This is a genomic window from Brevibacterium sp. UCMA 11752, from assembly GCF_021532235.1.
Taxonomy (GTDB): domain Bacteria; phylum Actinomycetota; class Actinomycetes; order Actinomycetales; family Brevibacteriaceae; genus Brevibacterium; species Brevibacterium antiquum.
On sequence record NZ_JACBOS010000003.1, the window covers coordinates 1089564 to 1108140 of the forward strand.

The window sequence follows — 18577 nt, forward strand, 5'->3', positions numbered from 1 at the left end:
GATGACGACCGACAACGACCGGGTGAATAGGGCGAGGTCCGCGGACACGATCATCCACAACGCCATCATCCTCGACGGCGATCCGGCTGGTTTCACCGTGGAAACGGCCGATGACTGGCTTGCCGAGGCCGGGGGAGTCGTCATTGCACGCGGCCGCGGTTCGGGCTGGCAGGACCTGAGCACCTCGGCGAGAGTGAGGACCATCGATGCCGAAGGCGCGTACCTGGCCCCCGGTTATGTCGACATCCACTGCCATGGGGCCGGCGGCTCAAGCGCCGAGGACGGGAATGACGGACTCGACGAGGTGCTCGCCGTCCACCGCCGGCACGGAACCCGGGCGCTCGCCCTGTCCTTCGTCTCGGACACGATCGAGGGTCTCTGTGACTCCCTGACGACCGGAGCCCGGCTCGTGAGGGAGAAGCCTAGTGTGCTCGGACTGCATGCCGAAGGTCCGTTCCTGTCCCCGGACTTCAAGGGTGCCCACGCACCCGAAGTGCTCACGGTTCCCACCCCCGAAGCGGTCGAATCGATCCTGACGGCTGCTGACGGAACGCTGGCCCAGATCACGATCGCCCCCGAACTGCCCGGTGCGCTCGACGCGATCTCACGGTTCACCTCGGCGGGGGTGAGAGTGGCCATCGGGCACACCGCAGCCGGATACGAGGAAGCGGCCCGTGCCTTCGACGCGGGCGCGAGCATCCTCACCCACACGTTCAACGCTATGCCCGGCATCCACCACCGGGCGCCCGGGCCGATCCTCGCCGCGGTCGAGGCAGGACACGTCACGCTCGAACTCATCAACGACGGAGTGCACGTGGCGACTGCTGCTGCAAGGATGCTGACGAGCCTGGTGCCCGACAGGGTCGCGCTGATCACCGATGCCATGGCCGCGACAGGGATGGCCGACGGGCGATACATGCTCGGATCTCTGCCGGTGCAGGTGGAGGATTCCGTGGCGCGACTGCTGGGCGAGGACGGTTCGACCGGGTCCATTGCCGGCTCCACCCTGACCATGGAAGATGCAGTGGTGAGAGCAGTCACCGAGGTGGGCATGACTCCACTTGAGGCGGTCCGGGCCGCGAGCCTGGTGCCGCTGCGGGCACTGGGGGTCATCGCCGAGGATGAGCTCAGTCTGCTGCGCGTGGGAATGCCCTCCGAGCACCTGCTGCTGAACGCGGACATGAGCATCCGAACAGAGAACATGGCACGATAGGAGACATGGATGCCCTGCTCCTCATAGACACCGACGACGCCAGTTACATCTCCGACGACAACGCCGAGATCTTAGTCGACATCGTCGGCCGTACTCGCACCGTCGGCGGTGTCCTCATCTTCGCCTCGACGAAGGACGAACTCTTCGACGTCGCCGATGAGGAGCTGTCCATCTTCGTGCCCGACGAAGAGGACCTCGTGCTGCGTTCGGAGAAGCCTGACGTCTTCGACGGCATCCGAGACCTGGCCCCCGGCCTCCACGACATGGGCATTGACCGCATCGTCATCGCCGGCGGGGACGTGAGCACAGTCGCGTCCTTCGACGCTGTGGATACAGCCGATGTCGATGTCGATGACGATGCGGATGTCGCTGACGACGCGGGTGCCCCGGTCGACGCGGATGCTCCGGACGTCGTAGGCAACAGGGCTGGTGCGGATGACGCAGGCGCTTCTGACGGCACCGGCGCCGGCGATCTGCCGGGATCGGTTCGTGCCTCCGCGATGGCCGCTCTCGTCTGCAACTTCGATGTCATCGTCCTCTCCGACGCGGTGATCGACCCCGAAGGCCAACCTGTGACCTGGCTGGACTCGGCCGAAGAAGCTGGAGCCATGATCAAGAAGACCGCTGACACCTGGCTGAGGATGTAACCTCTCTGGCGTCGCGGGTACTCTTGGTTCTACACTGTGTAGAAGATTTGAGTCTCCTGAGGCTCAGCCACGGTGCCATCTGCGCGAGCAGCCCAAAGAGAGGAGAGGCATGACCGGGTCGAACAAGTCGGTTCGTGCTCTCTTCGCCGCGCTCATGACGACTCTGCTGGCCGTGCTGATGCACGTCGGCGCCGGCGGCACGACCTCGTTCGTCGGCATCGTGATCGTCTTCGTCTTCGCCTCATGGGCCGCAATGATCCTCGCCGGGCGTCGGCTCGGATATCTGGCATTGGGATCACTGCTCGGCTTGGGCCAGATCCTCATGCACCTGTCGATGGGGTGGTTCACCGCCGCACCCGCTTCCACCGGTGCAACGACGACCGGAACGGCCACGGGCCACCAGCACATGAACCACGGGACCGGTGCTCTCGACTTGGGCCAGGCTGGGTCGATGTCCCATCCGATGTCGCACATGGCCGGTGACGGCTCGAGTGCGAGCCTGGCCATGGTGCTTGCTCACATCGCAGCGGTCATCGTCACCGCAGTGGCTCTCAAACGCGGCGAAGACATCATTCTCACCATCCTGCAGCTGGCGCTGGGACCGGTCGCCACCGCACTCCGGTCACTCGCCGAGGCGGTCGGCGTACTGGCCGAATTCCCGACCCGACTCGTCCAGGGCGAGTTCCACCTGCCGCAGGCCATCACCTCTGCCGTCGTCGGCCCGAACTACCGACGCGGACCGCCCGCTCTCGTCTGAATTCAGAACCTCACCATCGGCGGAAACCCCGCCGACCCACACATCATTGGTGACAGCCGTGCACCGTCGCAGACGAGCCGTACCGTGTGCCCGATCGAGCCCATGCGACTAATCGCGCCCATGCGTCCGATCGCGTCCGCGTCTGATCGCGTCCGCGTCGACGCTAGTCGCGACCTGTGTCCGGCTGCACCGACAAGCTGAAAGTGCAGACGAAATGCGAAAGAACACCACTGTGATGGCCACCATGTCAGTTGCCTTCATGATCGGCCTCAGCGCTTGCAACCAGAGCCAGGCCAGCGAGCCCGAAGAGACGAGCAGCTCCCAGGTCAGCGTCGAATCCCTGAGTCTCGACAACGCCTGGGTCAAGGCCGCCGACGACGGCATGACCGCTGTATTCGGAGAACTCAAGAACAACAGCGACAAGGACATCAACCTCGTCGCCGCGAAATACGATGACGCCGACCAGGTCCAACTCCACGAGACTCTCGAAGACAACTCGGGAGGCATGTCGATGCAGGAGAAGAAGGGCGGCTTCACGATCCCTGCGGGTAAGTCCCTGAGCCTCAAGCCCGGTGGCGATCACATCATGGTCATGGGGTTGGCGAAACCGATCAAGCCAGGCGAGGAGATCTCGTTGGAGCTCGTCACCGCCGATCAGCAGAGCTTCCCGGTGACCGCCATCGCCAAGGACTATTCGGGTGCGCAGGAGAACTACGCCCCGGGCGAGGCCGATGACGAAGGCGACGGCGCCGACCATAAGGACATGGACCATAAGGGCATGGACCATAAGGGCATGGACCACGACGAGATGGACCGCGGGGACAGCGGTGACCACTGAGCCCGAGTCCAGAGGCGCCTCTTCTGATTCTCACGGCTTCAGCCGCCGACGCCTCATCGCATCGGCAGCCGCGGCCGGAGGGACGGGAGTGGTCGGCGCCGTCGCAGGCTTCGGTGTGGGACGGTCCGGTGCCGACGGCCGTGCCGAGGCCGCGCCGTCCCGGGATCTCAGCGGAGCCAACGGCCCGGTCACCGAACCGTTCTACGCCCCTCACCAGTCCGGGGTGGAGACTCCTCCGCAGGCTCATGCGCACTTCCTCGCGTTGACGCTGAACCCCGGCATCAACGCCGCCGAGGTGGTCCGCTGGCTGCGCCTGCTCACCGCAGATGCCGCCGCCCTGACGCAGGGCAGCGGTCCACTGGCCGACTCCGAACCCGAACTCGCCCACGATCCGGCGCGACTGACCATCACGTTCGGATTCGGCCGCGGCCTGGTGAAGCTGGCGGGGCAGAAAGCCGTGCCGAAGTGGCTGGGCCCCCTGGAGAAGTTCCCAATCGATGATCTCGATCCCGACCGGTGCACCGGAGATCTGCTCCTCCAGATCTGCGGTGACGATCCGCTGACCTTGGCACATGCTCGAAGGATGCTGTGGAAGGATTCCCGGACCTTCGCCGAGGTGGCCTGGCAGAGGGATGGGTTCCGCCGCTCCTACGGCAGCAAAGCAGAGGGAAAGACCCAGCGGAACCTCTTCGGACAGTTGGATGGGACAGCCAACCCCGGGTCCGGATCCGAAGACTTCGCGCGCATCATCTGGGGACAGGGCACCGGCCGGGAAGATGCGGTGTACTCCGCGCGCGGGGAACCGCCGGACGACCTCGGCGCGCATCTGCCTGAGTGGATGCGCGGGGGAACGACTCTGGTGCTGCGCGATATCGCGATGAACCTGGACACCTGGGACAAGGCTGACCGGCCGGCACGCGAGTTCGCGACGGGACGGACCCTCGATCAGGGTGCACCGCTGTCAGGAACTGACGAGTTCGATGCTCCCGACTTCACCGCGGTCGACAAGCGCGGCCTGACGAAGATCTCGGCGGCTTCGCATGTGGCCAGGGCTCGCGATGGGCTGGGCCCGGAGACTCAGATCCATCGGCGAACGTTCAACTATGAGACGGGCGCGGGGGAGGGGGCCGGGCTGCTGTTCGCTTCGTTTCAGGCCGACATCGACCGGCAGTTCCTGCCGATCCAACGCCGCCTCGCCGAGGTGGATCTGCTCAATGAGTGGACCACGCCGATCGGGTCGACGGTGTGGGCGATTCCGCCAGGCATCACAGAGGGAGAGTACATCGGGCAGAGCCTCTTCGAGGGGTGAATCGGTTCAGAACAATGGGCGAGGGAGTGCATCCTCGAACTCGAGCAGCCAGCGTTTCGTGGCCAGCCCCTCGCCTCGACGGCCGCCGGAATAGCCGCCCAAACCGTCGCTGGCTACGACTCGATGGCAGGGGATGACCAGCGGGAGTGGATTCAGGCCCATGATGCTGCCGATTGCCCGTGCGGGGATCCCCGTCCGGCTGCGCCGGGCAAGCTCGCCGTAGGTGACGGTGGTGCCGGGCTCAACCGTCTCGTCGAGAGTGGTGAGCACTGTCCGCGCGGTCGCGGAGATCTGTCCCAGGTCCAGGGGCAGATCGAAGGTGGTCAAGGTTCCGTCGAAGTAGGCGCGAAGCTGTCGCAGTGCTTCGCCGAGAAGCGGGTCAGTGTGGTCAACGTCGGGTCCAGCAGTACCCAGACCGGTGTCGCCGAGCTGGCCGGATTCTGTGTCCGTTTCTCGCCAAGTGACTCGAGTGATGGATCGCCCGTTGCTGGTGACGGTGATGGGGCCGACCGGAGTGCCCGTCGTCGCTTGAGAAGAATCATCCTCGGCATGGAACTCGTGCGAACTCATCGTCACGCATCTCCTCCCTGTTAGTGCAAAGGTAGCGCACTATTGCGGCCGGGCCATAGTGCACTGTGAGAGTCACAGCGCTGAGCTCGTTCAAATTCAGCGAAAGACCCTCCGGCTCATGTGAATGAGCCGAAGGGTCTTTCGAAAGGGTTGGATCACTTCTCTTCGTCGGTGATCTCACCTTCATAGGCGTCTGGGTTCGCCTTCAGCCATTCTGTGATGGCCTTGTCGCCCTTGTCCTTGTATTTGTTGACGACCAGGTCTTCGAGGTCGCCGTACTGAGCATCATCGAGCTTGATCTTGCTGATGTAGTCAGCAGCCTCGGAGAATTCGTCGCTGAAGCCCTTGGTGGCTGTGAAGTGAAGCTTCTCAGGATCACCCATGGCACCCTTCGGGTCCTTGAGGTCCTTGACCGGGTAGGCATTGTTCGCCCAGAACGGACGCCACAGTGTGACGACAATGTCCTCTTCGGCGTCGGTGGCGTTGCCGAGCTCGGTGAGCATGGCTGCGGTCGAGGAGGTGACGAGTTCGTACTCCTTGTCCAAGCCGTACTTGGGGATCATTCCCTTCGTCGCCTTGGTCAGACCGGCGCCGGGCTCGATGCCGATGATCTTCCCGTCGAAGTCTTTGCCCTTGCCCTTGAGGTCTTCGATCGAGTTGATGTCCTTCATGTACTTCGGCACCGCAATGGTGAGCACGGCGTTGTCGTAGTACGCGCCGACGTCTTCGAGCTTGTCGCCGTACTCGTCCATGTACTGCTTGTGCGTGACCTCAGGCCACGACGAGGGGTACATGTCGACATCTCCGTTGGCGACTCCGGCATAAAGGACAGCAGCGTCACTGAAGGTTTCGGTCTCGACGTTGTAGCCGAGCTTGCTGAGCTGGTTCTCCAGCAGCAGCGAGACGCTCTGGCCATCGGTCCAGCCGGTGACGTAGCCGAGCTTGATATCGCCCTTGTCTCCGCCGCCTCCGTCGTCCTTCGCAGCTTCCTGCGAACAACCGGTCAGGGCCAGGCCGAGAGCTGCCACTCCGGCGACGAATGTGGTGAGGAATCTATTTTTCATTTCGTGTTCCTATTCTCTTGTATTCGACATCTTCTGTCCGTGATGGCTTGGGTCGTTCAGGCTTGCGCAGCGACGGCCTTGGTCTTCGCCTTGCGCTTGCGCATCATGGCGACAAGCGAAGTCGGAAAGTCCTTCGCAGTGCCCAAAGCCGCGGTCACTCGATCGAGGTAGACCGCGATGATGACGACACCGAGTCCGGCCTCGACGCCAAGGGGCAGGTTTTGAGTGGCGACGGCCTCGACGACGTTCTTGCCCAAACCGTCGGCACCGACGAACCCGGCGATGACGGCCATAGCCAGGGCGAGCATGATGACCTGGTTGATGCCGGCCATGATCGTCGGCGTGGCCAGAGGCAGTTGGACGCCTCGGAGAATCTGACCCGGTGTGGCTCCGAAGGATTGACCGGCTTCGACCGTCTCCGAGTCGACTCCGCGGATTCCAAGTTCGGTGAATCTCACACCGGGAGGGAGAGCAAAGATCACGGTTGATACGAGTCCGGGCACCACGCCGATGCCGAAGAAGGTCACAGCCGGGATGAGGTAGACGAATGAAGGCATCGTCTGCATGAAGTCGAGCACGGGCCGGATGGCGGAGGATGCCCTGTCGTTCCTGGCGGCCAGGATGCCGACCGGAACCGCGATGACGATCGCAATGACTGCCGCGATGATGACCAGTGCCAGGGTCTGCATCGCCGGCACCCATTGGTCCATCGTCATGATGAAGAAGAGTGTGATCAGTGTGCCGATCGCCATCTGCCAGGACCGCAGGAGCCAGCCGATAAGCGCAAGCAGGACGATGATGACGAACGGATGGAGGTCGACAAGCACATTTGTCAGCGTGTCGATGAGGAAGTTGAAGAGGAAGGTGACGAAGTCGAAGAACCACGAGACGTTCTCTTTGAGCCAATCGAAGAGGGTATCGACCCACGCTCCCACCGGGATTCTGATGTTCTCCATTAGAGATCGCCCCTCCCACTTGCCGCACCGGCTTCTGACGCATCATCTGTCTCGGCGAGGATTTGGTCGATGAGTCCGGTGTCCACTGGTGCAGTCCACTCCAGGCTGTCGTCATCGGGGGTCTGCTCTCCGTCTCCGTTCTGGTTGCCCAAGGCGGCGAGCAGGGTCGCTCGAGGGACGACCCCGACGAGATGCCCTTCGTCATTCGTCACCGGTACAGGAAGAGGGGTCTCCGAGGACGGTAGGAACAGCTCGATGAGCAGATCCTCGGGTGATGCTGATGTCGACATCGGTTGGATGATCTCGTCCAGAGTCTTCCCGCCGTTGCGGAGATGGTCGATGCAGTCGCGATCGCTGACGACACCGAGGAATTTGCGGTGGCGATCGGTGACGTAGATCGCCGAAGCGTTGCTCTCACGCATGTTGCGCAGAGCGAGTCGAGGCCCGTTCTGGTTGGTCACGACCTGTCGTGCCTTTTCCATCACGTTGCTCGCTGTCAGGACACGGGCACGATCGACGTCGTGGACGAACTGTGCGACGTAGTCATTGGCGGGATCGGTGAGGATCTCTTCTGGTGTGCCGACTTGGACGATGCGCCCGTTGCGCATGACTGCGATCCGATCACCGAGGAACATTGCCTCGTTGAGATCGTGGGTGATGAAGATGATGGTCTTCTTGAGCTCACCCTGCAGCTCCACGAGCTGCTCCTGCATCTCGCGTCGGATGAGCGGATCCAGGGCAGAAAATGCCTCGTCCATGAGCAGGATGTCGGTTTCGGCGGCGAGCGCTCGTGCCAGACCCACACGCTGCTGCATGCCGCCGGAGAGCTGCTCGGGGTACTTGTCTCCCCAGCCTTCGAGGCCGACGGCTTTCAGCCAGCGGTCAGCGACTTCGTCGCGCTTTGCCTTCTCCGTCCCTCGGATTTCAAGTGCATAGGAGGCGTTGTCGCGAACCGTCCGGTGCGGGAGCAGCGCAAAGTGTTGGAAGACCATTGAGACGTGTTCGCTGCGTACCTTGCGCAAAGCTGCCGCATCGATCTTGGCGATGTCTGTGCCCAGGACTTCGACTGACCCCGTGGTCGGAGCCCACAGCCCGTTGAGTGTGCGGATCAGAGTGGACTTGCCCGAACCGGAGAGTCCCATGACGACGAAGATCTCACCCGCTTCGACCTCAAAGCTGGCATCGATGACCGCTGCTGTGCCGAGCTTTGTGAGTTCGTCGCGATCTGCACCTTCTTCGAGACGCTTGACGACTTCCTTCTGGCGCTTGCCGAAGACTTTGTACACGTTTGACGCTTTGACTACGCTCACGTGATTCCTCCTTACATTCTTGAACTTCCGCAAGAACGAGAGGCTTCACCCCCGTTTTTCGATGCGGTGGTGGTCGATCCGAACTGGTTGGATCGCACACTCGCCTCACCGCACACGGATATCTCACTCCCTATTGTAGTTTTGTTCAGGGTTTTCGGTACAGGCTTTGTCGATAGAACGCGGTGTGGCGGACTTGACGACCGCTCTGACCAGGGACGATGTGAAATCATGCGTTACTTGATTGTTACAAACCGCTCTTGAGGCATATAGGTATGGCCTTATCCGATTTGTTACACAATGCGGATTTTTGATGGTGAACGAGGTTGGCAGCTCTCCGGGGAGATGCGGCCGTGAGCCAGGGCTATTCAGGAACGTGAGTCAGGGACTCTTCCGGAAGAGGTGTTCAAGACCCAGCGCTCAGGAACCCAAGGATCTCAGGGGTGACCACCTCGGCGAACTCTTCGAAGAAGCCATGCCGACCACCAGGGCAGATGCGGATACGAGAGTGCGGTATGCGCTCATGCAGAAGGTGGGCGTTGGCGACGGGATTCATGAGGTCGTCGTCGCCGTGGACGATGAGTGTCGGTGCAGTGATCTCCGGCAGGCGCTCCCACGCATTGTGACGGGCACTGATGCGCAGATGAGCCGCGGACTCCTGGGCGGTCATCGTGTCATCGCCGAGGAGTTTGCTGTACCTCGGGGCCGCGGTCCAGTTCGGAGTGTAGAAAAGTGAGAACAGGTACTGCGTATGTTCACGACCGCGCAGTCGCGCCAGATTCTGGCCCACCTCCCGGGGCCGTCTGACGGAATTCGGACCTCCGGGTGTTGTGCACCCCAGAACCAGCGCGCCGACGCGATCAGGGAAGTCCACGGCCAGCATCTGAGCGACGCGGCCACCCATCGACGTCCCGTAGACGGCAGCGCGGGTGATGCCCACGTGGTCGAGAACCTCGGCGGCGTCGGCGGCGAAGCTTGCAGTCGAGAGTTCATTCAGTTCACCGCGGCTGCCGCCGGTGCCGCGGTAGTCGAAGGTGACGGTGCGAAACTGAGGTTCGAAGTCCGAGCGCAGTTCGTCCCACCATTCGTGAGAGTTCGACTGCCCGGGGAGAAGGAGCAGGGCTGGTGCCTCCGGTGGGCCGCTGACCTGGATCGCGAGCGGAAATCTGTCTCGAGCGGTGATGGTGAGCTGGTCCCTGGTCTCCACGTGGTGTTCCTCTTCGCTGGTGCGCCGACCCAAGCACCTAGGCTGGGGCCATGAAGCAATTGCCGTTCCTCAATGATGCCGCAGATCCGCAGCGCCCGGCCATCATCGTTCCCGTCCAGGCAACCTCGGCGGAGGACATCGCACGGCAGTGCGGCGCCATCGCCGATACAGCTGTCGTCGATGTCATCGAATGGCGCATAGACTCCGTGATCGGCTGCGTCGCGGGTGAGAGCAGCCAGGGGACCGTCGCGATTGATCCCCAAAGGCTCGCCGAGGCGGTCCTGGGCTTGGCGGTACACGTGAGCACGGCTGGACTGCCGGTTCTCATCACACTGCGGACGGGGTTCGAGGGCGGCAGCGCCGAGGTCAGCGAAGACGTCTACACAGAGATCATCAGGGCTGTCATCACTGGACTGCCTGAGAAGTCCGGGATATCCGAGGCGCCGGATGGGGCTGCGGGTGTCACGTGGGCACTCGATGTCGAAATTGATCGCCGAGGTGCGGCAGAGCTCATTGACTTGGCGCATGACCAGGGCCTGTCGGTGGTGGCCTCACACCACAACTTCGCCGGAACGGACTCGGCAGAGGCATTGGCAGCCACATTCACCAGGATGGCTGCGGCCGGGGCAGATGTGGCGAAGATAGCGATGATGCCGGTGACCCGTGCGGATGTTGCGGAGCTCCTGCGAGCCACCGCGCTCGCCGAGGAGAATCTTGAGATTCCCGTGCTCGGAATCTCGATGGGTCAACTGGGCAGAACCAGTCGCGTCATGGGTGCGGATTTCGGAAGCTGCGCAACGTTCGCACAACTGGGGCAGGCGTCGGCACCCGGCCAGATCGCCGTTGCGGATCTGGCCGGGATCATCGACTCGCTCTACGGCTGAAGGGCCAGCGGGACTGAGTGATCAGCGATGCCGACTGGTCAGTCGACGTCTTCTTCGATCTGCTTGCGGAACTTCTTGGGCAGAGCGTCGTCGCCGAAGCTGTTGCGCACGGTGCTGGCGGCGATGCGCTGCACGACGAGCTGTGCCACTGCCACGCCGACACCGGAGACGATGGTCCAGGCCAGAGCCTCGGACATCGAGATCTCGTCATCGACGGGGTTGTTCGGTGCTGGTCGTTTGGTCGCCTTCTCCCAGGTGAAGGTCAACGCCTTTCGAGCCGCGAATGCTGCCACGATGGGCGCTCCGACGCCGATGACCTGCCATGCGAGCTTTCCCATGCTCGTGTCCTTTCGTTAGACGCTGTGCCTGCGGCGATGATGCGCCGCGCAGATGTCGCTGGGGTGCGAATCCGTACGTGACCACACTAGCGCAGGAGACCCATTCATACGCAGGAGGCAGAACTTCATACTTTCGAGGGATGTGGCGCGCGCATGCGAGCGATAGATTGAAGCTTCAGCGCACGAGAGGAGCTGGAATGCTCAGCAGATGGAAAGTCGCGGTCATCACCGGGCTGTTCGCCTTCGGCGCGCTGAGTTTCGTTCTGGGCCTCTTCCCGCTGCTCGCCGACATCTTCTGGATCCTGTGGTTCGCCGGCTGCGGAGCATGCATCCTCGCGCTGGTCCTGACGGTGGTCGTGCCGTCTCCTCGGTCCGCAGCGAACCGGCACGCACCGAGGTCTTCGGCAGCGGATTCGGCCGACGGCGTCAGCCCGCCATGATCAGTCTCTGAAGCTCCGCTGTCAGCTCCTCGTCTCGCGGGATGGGGTTCCCGTCAAGCTGATTGAGTGACACGGCCGTGCGCATCGACGACACATACCAAGCGCCATCGGCCCCGACCACCTCGCTCAGACCGAAGTCCGCATATTCGGCATTGAGCCCGAGCTCTCCGGCATGGTCGAAGATCAGGCGCTGGGTCGTGCCCGAGAGCAGACCTGCTTCCGGATTCGGCGTGAGGAGTCGGTCGCCTCGGCGAATGATGAGGTTGGAAGTCGGACCTTCGAGGACGACTCCATCATGGGAGACGAACAGGGCCTCGTCTGCGCCCTGCTCCGCCGCGTATCTTCCGGCGGCCTGGTTGACCGCATAGGACAGGGTCTTCGCCCCGATGAGCAGCCAAGGTGCCTTGCTTCCCAGGTAGGCGTCGTAACCGCGATCGAGGCTGACGGCGGAGATGCCCTGTGCGCGTGCTCGCGTGATCTTCTCGTCGACGGGAACGTTGAAGGCCCAGCCACGTGGGCTCTGGCTTCCATCGGGGTTCTGGGTGCCGCGTGACAGTGCGTAGCGGACCCCGAACTCGGTGAGGCTCGGATCGGCCGCGCGCACCTCGGCGATCACGGTATCGAGCCCGCGGCTCCACAGCTCCGGTTCCGGATCGGGCAGGCCCAGCGCCGAGGCGGATGCGCAGAATCGTGTGAAATGGCGATCACGAGACACCACGGTCACGCTGTCGCCGATGCGCACGAGAACGGTCTCGAAGATGCCGTCACCGCGATGGGCCGACAGGTCCGTGACGGGGAGCTGCGGGGCACCGAGATCGGCCACCTCGACGGTGGACGCGGCTGGGTCGATCAGGACAAGTGCATCGGTCATACGGACAGTCTAGGTTCTCGGAAAACCTGCGCCGAGAGGATGCCGCGCTCAGCCTGTGCGCAGCAGAAGCCGTGGTCAGCCTGCGCTGACGCCGAACAGGAGGCCGAGAGCGTATGTCACGGCTGCTGCACCGAATCCCACTGCCAGCTGTCTCAGGGCGCGGGGTCCCGGAGCGGTTCCGGAGAGCAGGCCGACGGTGCCGCCGGTGAAGAGGAGTGCGATGCCGACGAGGCCGGCAGAGAGGAACACGGCGGGCAGGCCGGACATGCCGAAGATATAGGGCAGGATCGGGATGAGGGCGCCCGAGGAGAAGAAGGCGAAGCTCGACAGCGATGCCCCCAAGCCGGTGCCCAGCTCGTCGCGGTCGACGCCGGAGTCGAGGCTGGGCAGCTGAGGAGCCACGTTCTTGTTCTTGGCTGCCGCGATCGTCCGATGTGCCCGAGCATCGGCTTCAGGGGAGTCCATGCCCCTGGCGCGGAAGACGAGAGCGAGCTCGTTGGCGTCGATGTTGAGATCGGCCAGTGCATGGCGCGATTCAGGATCCGGCGTCGAGGCATCGAGCAGCTCGCGCTGGGACCGCACGGAGATGTACTCCCCGGCCGCCATGGACAGGGCTCCGGCGAGCAGGCCGGAGACGCCGGTGAGCAGGATGACGTGGTTGCCCACCCCGGCGGCGCCGACACCGAGGACGAGCGCGAGGTTGGACACGAGCCCGTCATTGGCGCCGAAGACCGCGGCCCGGAAATTGCCCGACAGGCGGGCCCGGGAGCGGGCGGCGAGAGCGCGCACAACTTCGGCGTGGATCCGCTCGTCGGCGGCCATCTCTGCCGATGCCGCCTCGTCGTCGTCGTAGGGTGAACTCGTCTCCGACTGCTGCGCCAGAGCGAGAATGAAGACTGACCCGAACATCCGACCCAGGAACGCAAGGCTCAGGGTGACCAGGTCGGGGGCCCGCTTCTTCTGCGCATGCTCGCCGAGGAGGTCGATCCAATGTTCCTGATGCCGGGATTCGGCGGTGGCCAGAGCGAGGAGGATCTCCCGATCTTCGCCGGTGCGACGATCGGCCAGATTGCGGTAGACGCGCTCCTCAAGCCGCTCGTTCGCAAGATACCGCTGCCAGCGTCTGATCGTCCGGCGGTCGGGCTCATGGACAGCGCCGGGGGGTGTCGATTCGTTGTTCATCACTGGTCAGATTCTACGTGGAGTAGGCATTTGAATTCAACACTTGCGCAATCGACGAAGTGTGGGTTGTTATCGATTCGTTACCTCAACGACCCGAGGGATGGACTAGATTAAAGCTCAATGTGAGTTGTGTCACCGTTTCGTTATAGATGTATGTATTTCGTTACCAATGGCGAAGACATTGCGAAACGTGAGAATCAAGCTTCCCCTTGAGCTCGACCGGTTGCCACCGCTGCTGTTGCGAACTTCTGACAGCAGCGATGGCAACCGGTCAGCGCTCAGCTATTCGTGTGCTGCGATTACCCCGTGGGTGACGTTCGGTCGACGACCGGGCGCGGTCAGAGATGCCCGCTCGCGAACGTGTGCGAAAAGCAATCATGGTTCGTCTGGCACCTGAGGAGCGAAAGGAACTCCATGAAGTTGCGTACCAAAACATGGTTGGCGGTCACCGCCGCCACCGGTCTGGCTCTCGGCGGATTCAGCCCGGCACTGGCGGCTGGGAACGCGGGACCGACCGAGCACACCGATATGGGCGTCACCGGCGACGCCGTGATGGATCATCTGCAGAAGATCTCCGATATCTCGACCTCCCACGCCGATGAGGGGTTCCGCGCGTTGGGGACTCCCGGCTATGAGGAGTCGGTTGAATACGTCGAACAGACGCTTGAGGCAACAGGTGCCTTCGACGTCGAACGGCAGGCCTTCGAGGTCGACGATCAGACGTTCGGCGAGGTCGCGGTCAGTGTTGACGGCGAGGAGGTCGAGGCCACCCCGGCCAGCTACACCGAGGGCACCGAAGAACCGCTGACCGATCTGTCGGTGGCGCTGCCGGTCGACGATGACTACAGCGACCTGGACGGCGGTCAGCTGGGCTGCGCGGCCAGCGACTTCGATGACAGCGCCGAGGGCGCACTCGTCCTCGTCGCCCGCGGCACCTGTTCCTTCGGAGAGAAGACCCAGGCGGCCACGGATGCCGGAGCCGCAGCGGTCATCCTCTACAACAACGACACCTCTGCCCCCGATGAAGCACTCAACGCCACCCTCGGCGAACGTGTCGAGAACGGAGCGCCCACAGTCGGCGTCAGCTACAACGTCGGCAATGATCTGCTGACAAAGATCGAAGGTGCCTCCGAGGAAGAGCCGCTGCTGGCGGACTTCACTCTCGAAACCGAATACACCACCTCGACGACCTGGAACGTCGTTGCCGAGACCAAGGCCGGCGACCACGACAACGTCCAGATGTTCGGCGCCCACCTCGACGGTGTCCGCGAAGGTCCGGGAGCCAACGACAACGGGTCCGGCTCAGCTGCACTGCTGGCCAGCGCCGAGGCTCTGGCCAAGCAGCCGACCGAGGCCGACAACGCCATCCGCTTCGGCTGGTGGGCCGCAGAAGAGGTCGGACTCGTCGGTTCGACCCACTACGTCGAAAGCCTCGGCGACGCCGAGCTCGCGAAGGTCAAGTCGTACATGAACTTCGACATGATCGGCTCCGACAACTACATCGTCGGCACCCTGGATTCGGACGGTTCCGATGTGCCGATTCCGGACGGCGTCAATGTGCCCGAAGGGTCGGCGGAACTCGAGAAGATCTTCACCGACTACTTCGCCGATAATGATCAGCCCAACGTCGGAACCGACTTCTCCGGCCGTTCGGACTACCAGGCCTTCATCGACAACGGCATTCCAGCCAGCGGCCTGTTCTCCGGTGCGGATGGAACGAAGACGGAGCAGGAGGCCGAATGGTTCGGCGGAACCGTTGGTGACAAGCACGACACCAACTACCATCAGCCCACGGACACGATCGAGAACGTGAGCCAACAGTCTCTCGACATCTTCGCGCCGGCCATCGGCTATTCGGTGCACACACTCGCATACGATCTCAGCGATGCGCCGGACCCGACCGATCCGCCGACCACCCCACCGACGGATCCTCCGACGGAGACTCCTACCGAGACGCCGACGGATGACCCGACGGAGGCCCCGACGGATGATCCGACGGAGGCCCCGGGCGAGCGGAGTCTGAGCATCGATCCGAAGACGATCGACCAGGCTGACTTCGTCGGTGAGAAGGGCGTCCAGGTGGCAGCTGCCGGCTGTACCCCAGACACCACCGCCACGATGACCGTGGAGCCGCAGAACGGTGAGATCGAGACATTCGAGCAGACCGCGACGGCAGATGCCGATTCAGTGGCCAAGTTCGGCGTACGCGGTCTCGACGAGTCCAAGGCCGCAACCTACGTCGGCAAGTACGAGGTCACGGTCGACTGCGAGGGCGGTGACCCGCTGTCCGGTTCGTTCGAGGTCCTCGCGGAGGACAGCGATGGCCCGGGTGCCGGTGATGGCGGCGGAGACCTGCCGCGCACAGGCAATGAGGCCCTGCCCCTGGTGATCTCGGCTGGTGCACTTATGGTGCTCGGCGTGATCATGACAATGGGAGCTCGCCGCCGCAGGGCCTGAGCATCCCCCGAATGCCACGCGGGCCGGTGACTGAAAAAGTTCACCGGCCCGCGTGCCCATTCACAGCCTTCAGCACCTGCTCATCTTGGTCAGGCAGAATTGGCTCGTGACTCCCAAACTCTTCTTCAAGACCTTCGCCATTGCAGAGACCATCACCTGGACTCTGCTCATCATCGGCATGATCCTCAAGTACACCCATATCACCGAGATCGGGGTGCGCATCGGCGGCGGCATCCACGGGTTCGTCTTCATCTGCTTCGTCATCGCCGTCATCGGCGTCGGCACCTCGCAGATGTGGAGCAAGAAGCGCATCGCCACGGGCCTGGCCTCGGCCATCATTCCCTACGCCACGATTCCCTTCGAAAGATCCGTGGAGAAGACCGGAGCACTGGAGGGCGGCTGGGGACTGGGCGCGAACGGTCGTGCCCCGCGGAACTGGTTCGAGAAGCTCACCTCCTGGGCGATCCGCTCACCATTCCTGGCCATCGGTGCGGGAATCATCTTCGTCATCATCATCTTCAGCGGACTGCTGTTCCTCGGCCCTCCCGGCGAATGGGGCAAGTGAACCTCGCATAGCCTCGGTGGCCTGTCCAGGACACGGCGGGCCTGTCCAGGACATGCAGACTCGCATAGGATGACCACAACGGGCGCCGTGGTCTCACTGCGCCTGGTCCCTTCCAACCCAGAATCTCGGAAAGGCTCATGTGGATTTCATCCTGGGCGCCGTAGTCATCGGTGTCATAGTCATCATCGCCCTGATCGCGTTCTTCGTGATCATGCGCTCGATCAAGATCGCCTCCCCGTCTGAGGCGCTCATCATCACCGGCCGTAATGCCAGCAGTTCGGGTGGCACCGGTCGCATCATCATCGGTGGGCGCTCAGTCGTCTATCCGATCGTGCAGAAGGCCTTCATCCTGTCGCTGTCCTCGCGTCAGATCGCCGTTGCGATCGACGGCATCTCGATGAACGGCATCGCCTTGCGCCTGCACGGAGTTGCGCAGGTCAAGGTGGGTGGCACCGAGGAAGACGTGCGCAAGGCAGCGCAGCGCTTCCTCGATCAGCAGGATCAGATCGAGCCCTACAGCACAGAGATCCTCTCCGGTACGCTGCGTGCCGTCGTCGGTACGCTGACCGTTGAGCAGATCATCCAGGATCGCGCTTCCTTCGCCTCGCAGGTGCAGGAGGAATCCGCGCACTCGATGAACAATCAGGGTCTGGTCATCGACACATTCCAGATCTCCGCGGTCGAGGACGAGGGCAGCTACCTGAAGGACTGGGGCCGCCCACAGGCAGCCGAGGTCGCGAAGAACGCCGCCATCGCCGAGGCGAACGCCAGTCGCGCCTCGGCCGTCGAGGAAGCGCTGCAGAACGAGTCAACCCAGAAGCAGCAGGCCCTGACAGATCAGGCAATCGCCGAACAGCAGCAGCAGCTCGCGCTGCGGCGTGCGGCGCTGAAGGAAGAAGCCGATCAGCGTCAGGCGGGTGCCGATAACGCCGGTCCGCTGGCGAACGCGGCGGAGAAGCAGAAGCTGCTCGAACGCGACCGAATCGTCGCGAAGGAAGCCGCAGAGCTGCGTGCCGAACAGCTCGATGCGGAGGTCAGGCGTCCGGCCGATGCGGAGCGGTACCGCCAGCAGGCAGAGGCCGACGCGCGAGCCTACGATGTCGAAGCCCAGGGCCGAGCCGAGGCAGCCGCCGAGCTGCATCGTCGTTCGAAGGACGCTGAGGCTATTCGTCTCGAGGGCGAGGCTCAGGCCGATGCGATCAGGGCGCGCGGTGAGGCAGAAGCTGGAGCCCTCCAGGCGCAGGCCGAGGCCTACAAGAAGTTCAACGATGCCGCCGTGCTGTCGAAGGTCCTCGAAGTTCTGCCGACCATCGCCGGCGAGCTCGTCGCGCCCTACGCGAACATCAAGGACCTCTCGATCGTGTCCACCGATGGTGAGTCCAAGCTCGCGAACTCGGTATCGAACAACCTCGCTCAGGTACTCGAGGTCGTTCGCGGCACCACCGGAATCGACCTCAGCGATCTGGTCAGCAAGGCCCAGAACCAGGGCGGATCGAAGTCCGCGACCGGCTGGGGCCGCGATGACTCGACCGAATCCGACGACGCGGGTGACTTCGCCGGGTCGGGTTCTAAAGGCGGTGGAGCCGACGACAACGATCAGGTCGTCGAAGGCGAGATCTCCGAGGGCCACGGCGGCCAGCCGGGTCGCGGAGATCGCTCGGGCCGCGGAGGGGCGAAGCCCACTGGTTTGGGAGATCCCAGTGCATGGTCGAGTGGGAACTTCGACCCGAAGGACTACCTCGACGAGAACGGTGAGCTCGACCTCACCCACATCGGCGATGACGTGAAGAAGGCCACCGGAATCGATGTGCAGTCCTACATCGCCGAGGCGCTGCGCCGACGCGACGGCCGTGACGGCGATTCGGACGGGCAGGGCGGTCCCGACAAGAAATAGTCTGTGCCGTGATCGGCATTCACACAGCCCGGCTGTGACCCGCGAGCAGTGTGCAGAATTGATGCGTACGTGCTTGGC

18 protein-coding genes are annotated in these 18577 nt (G+C 63.3%); 10 read left to right on the top strand and 8 right to left on the bottom strand.

What is annotated here, in order from left to right; genetic code table 11:
• Window position 1: 1 nt before the first annotated feature.
• From HU144_RS04905 to HU144_RS04925, 5 genes are all read left to right on the top strand, one after another.
• Window positions 2-1213 (top strand): N-acetylglucosamine-6-phosphate deacetylase, encoded by a 1212-nt coding sequence (locus HU144_RS04905; protein WP_235350369.1) that lies wholly within the window; start codon window positions 2-4, stop codon window positions 1211-1213.
• A 5-nt stretch (window positions 1214-1218) separates the two neighbouring features.
• Window positions 1219-1860: a hypothetical protein gene (locus HU144_RS04910; protein ID WP_235350370.1), complete on the top strand. Its 642-nt coding sequence runs from the start codon at window positions 1219-1221 to the stop codon at window positions 1858-1860.
• 109 nt (window positions 1861-1969) lie between these two features.
• Entirely contained in the window at window positions 1970-2617 is a 648-nt protein-coding gene (locus HU144_RS04915; RefSeq protein WP_235350371.1) for a hypothetical protein, read from the top strand.
• Between the two features lie 214 nt (window positions 2618-2831).
• A complete protein-coding gene (locus HU144_RS04920; protein WP_235350372.1) occupies window positions 2832-3455 on the top strand; it encodes a copper chaperone PCu(A)C in 624 nt (207 codons plus the stop codon).
• Window positions 3445-4764, top strand: coding sequence for a Dyp-type peroxidase (locus HU144_RS04925; RefSeq protein WP_235350373.1), 1320 nt, complete (start codon window positions 3445-3447; stop codon window positions 4762-4764). The genes HU144_RS04920 and HU144_RS04925 overlap by 11 nt, the downstream gene beginning before the upstream one ends.
• A gap of 6 nt (window positions 4765-4770) precedes the next feature.
• Here the strand turns inward: HU144_RS04925 and HU144_RS04930 are convergent, their stop codons facing one another.
• From HU144_RS04930 to HU144_RS04950, 5 genes are all read right to left on the bottom strand, one after another.
• Entirely contained in the window at window positions 4771-5334 is a 564-nt protein-coding gene (locus HU144_RS04930; RefSeq protein ID WP_235350374.1) for a methylated-DNA--[protein]-cysteine S-methyltransferase, read from the bottom strand.
• 155 nt (window positions 5335-5489) lie between these two features.
• The gene (locus tag HU144_RS04935; protein ID WP_198395764.1) at window positions 5490-6398 is read right to left on the bottom strand and encodes a glycine betaine ABC transporter substrate-binding protein; all 909 of its coding nucleotides are present in this window, start codon (window positions 6396-6398) and stop codon (window positions 5490-5492) included.
• A 56-nt stretch (window positions 6399-6454) separates the two neighbouring features.
• Complete coding sequence (locus HU144_RS04940) at window positions 6455-7354, bottom strand: ABC transporter permease (RefSeq protein ID WP_198395765.1); 900 nt, start codon at window positions 7352-7354, stop codon at window positions 6455-6457.
• Window positions 7354-8664: a quaternary amine ABC transporter ATP-binding protein gene (locus HU144_RS04945; RefSeq protein ID WP_235350375.1), complete on the bottom strand. Its 1311-nt coding sequence runs from the start codon at window positions 8662-8664 to the stop codon at window positions 7354-7356. Before HU144_RS04945 ends, HU144_RS04940 begins: the two co-directional genes overlap by 1 nt.
• A 403-nt stretch (window positions 8665-9067) precedes the next feature.
• Window positions 9068-9868 (bottom strand): alpha/beta fold hydrolase, encoded by an 801-nt coding sequence (locus HU144_RS04950; RefSeq protein ID WP_235350376.1) that lies wholly within the window; start codon window positions 9866-9868, stop codon window positions 9068-9070.
• A gap of 50 nt (window positions 9869-9918) precedes the next feature.
• On the opposite strand from HU144_RS04950, the gene aroD reads away from it, so the two are divergent.
• Window positions 9919-10752 (top strand): type I 3-dehydroquinate dehydratase, encoded by an 834-nt coding sequence (gene aroD / locus HU144_RS04955; RefSeq protein ID WP_235350377.1) that lies wholly within the window; start codon window positions 9919-9921, stop codon window positions 10750-10752.
• A 38-nt stretch (window positions 10753-10790) separates the two neighbouring features.
• Here aroD and HU144_RS04960 read toward each other — a convergent pair whose 3' ends face one another.
• Window positions 10791-11090 carry a DUF4235 domain-containing protein gene (locus tag HU144_RS04960; RefSeq protein ID WP_198395769.1) on the bottom strand — a complete coding sequence of 100 codons (300 nt, stop codon included), beginning with the start codon at window positions 11088-11090 and terminating at the stop codon, window positions 10791-10793.
• 197 nt (window positions 11091-11287) lie between these two features.
• On the opposite strand from HU144_RS04960, the gene HU144_RS04965 reads away from it, so the two are divergent.
• Window positions 11288-11530, top strand: coding sequence for a hypothetical protein (locus HU144_RS04965; RefSeq protein ID WP_235350378.1), 243 nt, complete (start codon window positions 11288-11290; stop codon window positions 11528-11530).
• Here HU144_RS04965 and HU144_RS04970 read toward each other — a convergent pair.
• On the bottom strand, window positions 11517-12401 hold the full coding sequence (locus HU144_RS04970; protein WP_235350379.1) for an aminotransferase class IV: 885 nt from the start codon (window positions 12399-12401) through the stop codon (window positions 11517-11519). The genes HU144_RS04965 and HU144_RS04970 overlap by 14 nt on opposite strands.
• A 75-nt stretch (window positions 12402-12476) precedes the next feature.
• Window positions 12477-13583 (bottom strand): VIT1/CCC1 transporter family protein, encoded by a 1107-nt coding sequence (locus HU144_RS04975; protein ID WP_235350380.1) that lies wholly within the window; start codon window positions 13581-13583, stop codon window positions 12477-12479.
• 414 nt (window positions 13584-13997) lie between these two features.
• On the opposite strand from HU144_RS04975, the gene HU144_RS04980 reads away from it, so the two are divergent.
• The 3 genes from HU144_RS04980 to HU144_RS04990 all read left to right on the top strand — a co-directional run bounded on the left by HU144_RS04980 (window position 13998) and on the right by HU144_RS04990 (window position 18499).
• Window positions 13998-16040, top strand: coding sequence for a M28 family peptidase (locus HU144_RS04980; RefSeq protein ID WP_235350381.1), 2043 nt, complete (start codon window positions 13998-14000; stop codon window positions 16038-16040).
• Between the two features lie 106 nt (window positions 16041-16146).
• The gene (locus tag HU144_RS04985; protein ID WP_235350382.1) at window positions 16147-16605 is read left to right on the top strand and encodes a DUF3817 domain-containing protein; all 459 of its coding nucleotides are present in this window, start codon (window positions 16147-16149) and stop codon (window positions 16603-16605) included.
• 139 nt (window positions 16606-16744) lie between these two features.
• Window positions 16745-18499 carry a flotillin family protein gene (locus tag HU144_RS04990; RefSeq protein WP_235350383.1) on the top strand — a complete coding sequence of 585 codons (1755 nt, stop codon included), beginning with the start codon at window positions 16745-16747 and terminating at the stop codon, window positions 18497-18499.
• Window positions 18500-18577: the final 78 nt, after the last annotated feature.